This is a genomic window from Trinickia sp., from assembly GCF_051961175.1.
GTDB lineage: Bacteria > Pseudomonadota > Gammaproteobacteria > Burkholderiales > Burkholderiaceae > Trinickia.
The window spans coordinates 1-4,750 of sequence record NZ_JBQCDN010000408.1; the positions used below are offsets into that span (position 1 = coordinate 1).

The window sequence follows — 4,750 nt, forward strand, 5'->3', positions numbered from 1 at the left end:
CAAGCTGACGCCCTTGAGCGCTTGCAGCGCCTTATAGCGCTTCTTGACGTTGCGGATTTCTATCGCTGACATGGATGTGCGCGGCCGTTATCGGCGGCGCGCCTTCGTTTAGACGTGATTCGTGCCCCGGACGGGTGCCCGGACTGATGTCCGATTGCTCGGCACGATCGGGCGTGGGGTTGACGCCGCCAATGGCAAACGCCGTGCCGATCGGCTGCCCGAAAAACGGTTGATTATAGGCTAAGTCGGGATTGCCCACCGGGCTCAGCGGCCGGCGCCGGCGGATGCGGTCTTTCGGCACCGGCTCGCCACATCGCCGCGGTCGAGGCGGCGATGCGCGGTACCGTGGGACACGGGTAAGCGAAGACGAATGCGCGCCGCTGGGGAACGCCAGCTATGTGCTATTTCGCGCTGGCGGGAGCCGGAGCAGCCGTGCGCTGCGCCGTGAAGAGGGCGTCGATGCCATAGACCTGCGCAAGACTGGCCAGGCCGGCCGGCACGTTCAAGACAGCGAGCGCGTTACCGCGCGCCTGCGCGGCGCGGCGCCACGCAAGCAGCACGGCCAGGGCCGACGAATCGAATTGCGTCAGCTGCGCGCAATCGACCGCCGTCGCGCCCGCTTCGATTCGGGCCAGACCGGCCGCGAGCGCGCTCGACGCGCTCGCGTGCGTGAGCGTCGCGCCTATGGCGAAACGGCTCGTCTCGCCGCTCATGACGGTTGCTTGCCCGCAGCGAGCTGCTGGTTGCGCTGCGTCAGGAACTGCAGCAGGCCGTCCACACCGCCTTGGTTGATCTTCTCGGCGAATTGCTGTTGATACGCCTGAATCAGCCATGCGCCGGCCACGTTCAGGTCGTAGACGCGCCAGCCTTCCGGCGTCTTATACAGGCGGTAGTCGAGTTCCACGGGCTGGCCGTTGTTCATGACGGAAGAGCGCACGACGACGTCGGTCGCGCCCGGATCAGCCCGGAACGGCTTGAACTGCACGGTCTGGTCACGCACCTGCGACAGCGCGCCCGAATACGTGCGAATCAGCAGCATCTTGAATTGCTCGACCATTTGATCGCGCTGCTCCGGCGTGGCGGTGCGCCAGGCGCGGCCCATCGCGAGCTGCGTCGTACGGCGGAAATCGGTGTACGGCAGGATCTTTTGATTCACGACCTGCGTGATCTTGTTGATGTCGCCGCTCTTGATGCTCGAGTCGCTCTTGATCTGGTCGAGCACCTGGCCCGTCACGGTCTTGATCATGCCGTCGGGCGAATTGGTGTCGACACCTTGCGCGAAACTGCCCGCGCTGAACGAAAGCAACGCCGAAAACAAAGCAAACCAGAAGAATTTTTTCATCGTCGATCCTTAAATTTCACGGAACCGGAGTTCGAACTCAGCATGCCACGCAAGTTCGAGGCCGGTCCTACATCGGCGGCAACATTCGTTTCGAATCGTTACGGCCCTTGTCTAATCGAAGCGCGGTGTTCAGCGCGGCAGGTGAAGCGATGGCAAACCGCCACGAGGCGGCGGCACATACTGCTGGCCGGGCACGGTCTGACCGTCGCCGTTCGTTTCGCTGGCCGGAGCCGGGGCCTGAGCAGGCGCCGCGGTTGCACCCGGCGCCGAAGCGGCTTCCGCGCCCGAAGCCGCGGCCGGCTGCGAACCGTCATCGTACTTCGGCAGCGACTCGTCGTAATTGGGGACGTTGTCGGCGCCGTCGCCGCCCGTGATCAGGAACTGGCGGCGTTGCAGATAGGCATTGCGAATGAACGAGTATTTGTCGATCGCGGCGCCCGAGAGAACGTCGACGGTCGTCAGGAGATTGGCACGCGTATTGACGAGATTCACGCCGTACAGCGCCCAGCTCACGCTCGACGGACTCACATAGCTGAGCGGATTGCCGTAGTAATCGACGGCGAGCCCCGCCGCGTCGCGCACCGTGCTCGGGCCGAGCAGCGGCAACACCAGATACGGGCCCGACGGCACGCCGTAGTGGCCGAGGGTCACGCCGAAGTCGGCCGAATGCTTGGGCAAGCGCGCCGCCGTGGCGACGTCGAACAAGCCGCCGACCCCGAACACCGTATTGATGACCACGCGCATGACGTCGCCCACGCCATCGGCGATCTTCAGCTCGAGCAGTTCGTTCGCGGCAACGTAAACATCGCCGATGTTCGAGAAGAAGTTCGTGACACTGGAGCGGACCGGCTGCGGCACCGCCCACGCATAACCCTTCGCGACGGGCTTCAGCGCGTAGGTATCGAGCGTGTCGTTGAATTTGAACACGGTCCGGTTCAACCCCTCGAGCGGATCGCCCGGCGTTGGCGTCTGGACGGACGCGCAGCCGGCCAATGCCGCGGCGGCCAGAGCAAGCGCCGTATTCTTGGCGCGCGTGATTCGCATTATTGTTCTCCGTTGACTCACACTGGTCTGTAATTCGATCAATTGCCGGCGCTCGCAGCGGCGGGTGCGCTCGCCGCTGCCGGGGTACTCGGCACCGGTGCCGGTGCCGGCACGGGAGCCGGTGCGGCTTTTGCCCCGCCCGCATCGGCCGCCTTGCTGTAAAGGAACGTCGAAATCAGGTTTTCGAGCACGATGGCCGATTGCGTCATCGAAATCGTATCGCCAGCCTTCAGCATTTCGCTGTCGCCGCCCGGCTCGAGCCCGATGTATTGCTCGCCGAGCAGCCCCGAGGTCAGGATCTTCGCCGACGTATCCTTAGGGAACGGGTACTGTTTATCGATATCGATCGTCACCACGGCTTGATAGCTATTCGTGTCGAAGCTGATCGCCCCTACGCGCCCGACGGTCACCCCCGCGCTCTTCACCGGTGCGCGCGGCTTCAAGCCGCCGATATTGTCGAACTTGAGCTTGACGGGATAGGTCGCCTCGAACGACAGCGAGCTCATGTTGCCGACCTTGAGCGCCAGAAACAGCACGGCGATCAAGCCCAGCAGCACGAACAAGCCGACCCAGAAGTCGAGAACAGTCTTTTTCATCGTCATTCCAACAAAGAGAAATTGGCTTTAAGCGGGCGCGACGCCAAATGCGTCAGCTGAACATCAGCGCCGTCAGCAGGAAATCGAGACCGAGTACGGCGAGCGAGGCATAGACCACCGTGCGGGTAGTCGCGAGCGACACGCCCTCGGGTGTCGCCTTCGCCTCGTAGCCCTGGAACAGCGCGATGAACGTCACCGCGAAGCCGAACACAATGCTTTTGATGACGCCGTTGCCGACATCGCGCCAGACATCCACCCCGCCTTGCATCTGCGACCAAAACGCCCCCGCATCGACGCCGATCAGCAGCACGCCCACCACATAGCCCCCGAGCACGCCCACCGCACTGAAGATCGCCGCCAGAATGGGCATGGCGATGATCCCGGCCCACATCCGCGGCGCGAGGACGGTAGCCACGGGATCGACGGCCATCATTTCCAGCGCCGTCAATTGTTCGCCCGCTTTCATGAGGCCGATCTCCGCCGTGAGCGAAGTACCGGCTCGGCCGGCGAACAGCAGCGCCGTCACGACGGGCCCGAGCTCGCGCACGAGCGAGAGCGCGACAAGCAGCCCGAGCGCCTGCTCGGATCCATACCGGTTCAGCGTGTAGTAGCCCTGCAGGCCCAACACGAAGCCGACGAACAAGCCCGACACCGCAATGATGATGAACGAGTAGTTGCCGACGAAGAAAATCTGCTTGATGACGAGCCCGGGCCGGCGCAGCAGCCGCAGCCCTTCTAAAACGATGCGCAGGAACATCCGCGTCGCGTAACCCGTGCGCAGAATGCGCCCGATGACCCAATGTCCGAGTGCGCCGATCATGGCCGCTCCCCTAAACCGAAATCCGCCGCGAGCGTCGCTTGCGCCGGGTAGTGGAACCGGAACGGGCCGTCGGGGGCGCCATCGATGAACTGCCGCACGGTCGGATCGACCGATTCGCGCAACTGCGCGGGCGTGCCGTGGGCCAGCACCGAGCCGTTGGCAAGAAAGTAGACGTAATCGGCGATCGCGAACGATTCGGGCACGTCGTGCGTCACGAGAATCGAGGTGGCACCCAGCGCCTGATTCAGCGTGCGGATCAGATTGGCCGTGATGCCCATCGAAATCGGGTCGAGCCCGGCGAACGGTTCGTCGTACATCATCAGTTCGGGATCGAGCGCGATTGCGCGCGCCAGCGCGACGCGACGGGCCATGCCGCCCGAAATCTGCGACGGCGCAAGATCGCGCGCACCGCGCAGCCCCACTGCGTTCAGCTTCATCAGGACGAGATCGCGAATCAGCGCTTCGGGCAGATCGGTGTGTTCGCGCAGCGCGAAGGCGACGTTCTCGAACACCGACATGTCGGTGAACAACGCACCGAATTGGAACAGCATGCCCATCTTGCGGCGCAGGGCATACAGCCCTTCGCGCGTTTGCTTGCCGACATCGCGCCCCTGGAACAGGACTTCGCCGCGGCGCGCCCGTTCGAGGCCGCCGATCAGCCGCAAGACCGTGGTCTTGCCGCCGCCGGAGCCGCCCATGACGGCGACGACCTGCCCGCGCTCGAAGCGCATGTTCAGGTTCGAGAGAACGAGGCGGTCTTCGCCGTAACCGAAGTCGACGTTGCGAAGCTCAAGAATAGGCTCGGAGGATGAAGGCGGCACGAAGCGGACTTTCCTATTACGCGGAAGCGGAATTATAGGGCCTCAGCGATTACCCTGTGTTGACACGACCACGACCGCCTATGCAACGGTGTGTTGTCTCCGCTCGTCGTCCGTCTGCGTGTTGCGG

At 63.9% G+C, this 4,750-nt stretch carries 7 protein-coding genes; all 7 read right to left on the bottom strand.

Annotated elements, in window-relative coordinates; translation table 11 throughout:
* Nucleotides 1-31: 31 nt before the first annotated feature.
* The 7 genes from ACTHL0_RS23110 to ACTHL0_RS23140 all read right to left on the bottom strand — a co-directional run bounded on the left by ACTHL0_RS23110 (nucleotide 32) and on the right by ACTHL0_RS23140 (nucleotide 4,623).
* Nucleotides 32-259, bottom strand: coding sequence for a hypothetical protein (locus ACTHL0_RS23110; RefSeq protein ID WP_440569291.1), 228 nt, complete (start codon nucleotides 257-259; stop codon nucleotides 32-34).
* 142 nt (nucleotides 260-401) lie between these two features.
* Nucleotides 402-713: an STAS domain-containing protein gene (locus ACTHL0_RS23115; RefSeq protein ID WP_440569292.1), complete on the bottom strand. Its 312-nt coding sequence runs from the start codon at nucleotides 711-713 to the stop codon at nucleotides 402-404.
* Complete coding sequence (locus ACTHL0_RS23120; RefSeq protein WP_440569293.1) at nucleotides 710-1,342, bottom strand: MlaC/ttg2D family ABC transporter substrate-binding protein; 633 nt, start codon at nucleotides 1,340-1,342, stop codon at nucleotides 710-712. Before ACTHL0_RS23120 ends, ACTHL0_RS23115 begins: the two co-directional genes overlap by 4 nt.
* A gap of 129 nt (nucleotides 1,343-1,471) precedes the next feature.
* Nucleotides 1,472-2,386 (bottom strand): MlaA family lipoprotein, encoded by a 915-nt coding sequence (locus tag ACTHL0_RS23125; RefSeq protein WP_440569294.1) that lies wholly within the window; start codon nucleotides 2,384-2,386, stop codon nucleotides 1,472-1,474.
* A 38-nt stretch (nucleotides 2,387-2,424) separates the two neighbouring features.
* Nucleotides 2,425-2,988 carry an outer membrane lipid asymmetry maintenance protein MlaD gene (gene mlaD, locus ACTHL0_RS23130; RefSeq protein ID WP_440569295.1) on the bottom strand — a complete coding sequence of 188 codons (564 nt, stop codon included), beginning with the start codon at nucleotides 2,986-2,988 and terminating at the stop codon, nucleotides 2,425-2,427.
* 46 nt (nucleotides 2,989-3,034) lie between these two features.
* A complete protein-coding gene (mlaE, locus tag ACTHL0_RS23135; protein WP_440569296.1) occupies nucleotides 3,035-3,802 on the bottom strand; it encodes a lipid asymmetry maintenance ABC transporter permease subunit MlaE in 768 nt (255 codons plus the stop codon).
* A complete protein-coding gene (locus ACTHL0_RS23140) occupies nucleotides 3,799-4,623 on the bottom strand; it encodes an ABC transporter ATP-binding protein (protein ID WP_440569297.1) in 825 nt (274 codons plus the stop codon). The genes mlaE and ACTHL0_RS23140 overlap by 4 nt, the downstream gene beginning before the upstream one ends.
* Between the last annotated feature and the right edge of the window lie 127 nt (nucleotides 4,624-4,750).

Excerpts from the sequence above, each read along its gene's own strand:
- ACTHL0_RS23115 (WP_440569292.1), bottom strand. The coding sequence starts at position 713 with ATGAGCGGCGAGACGAGCCGTTTCGCCATAGGCGCGACGCTCACGCAC.
- ACTHL0_RS23120 (WP_440569293.1), bottom strand. The coding sequence starts at position 1,342 with ATGAAAAAATTCTTCTGGTTTGCTTTGTTTTCGGCGTTGCTTTCGTTC.
- ACTHL0_RS23125 (WP_440569294.1), bottom strand. The coding sequence starts at position 2,386 with ATGCGAATCACGCGCGCCAAGAATACGGCGCTTGCTCTGGCCGCCGCG.
- mlaD (WP_440569295.1), bottom strand. The coding sequence starts at position 2,988 with ATGACGATGAAAAAGACTGTTCTCGACTTCTGGGTCGGCTTGTTCGTG.
- mlaE (WP_440569296.1), bottom strand. The coding sequence starts at position 3,802 with ATGATCGGCGCACTCGGACATTGGGTCATCGGGCGCATTCTGCGCACG.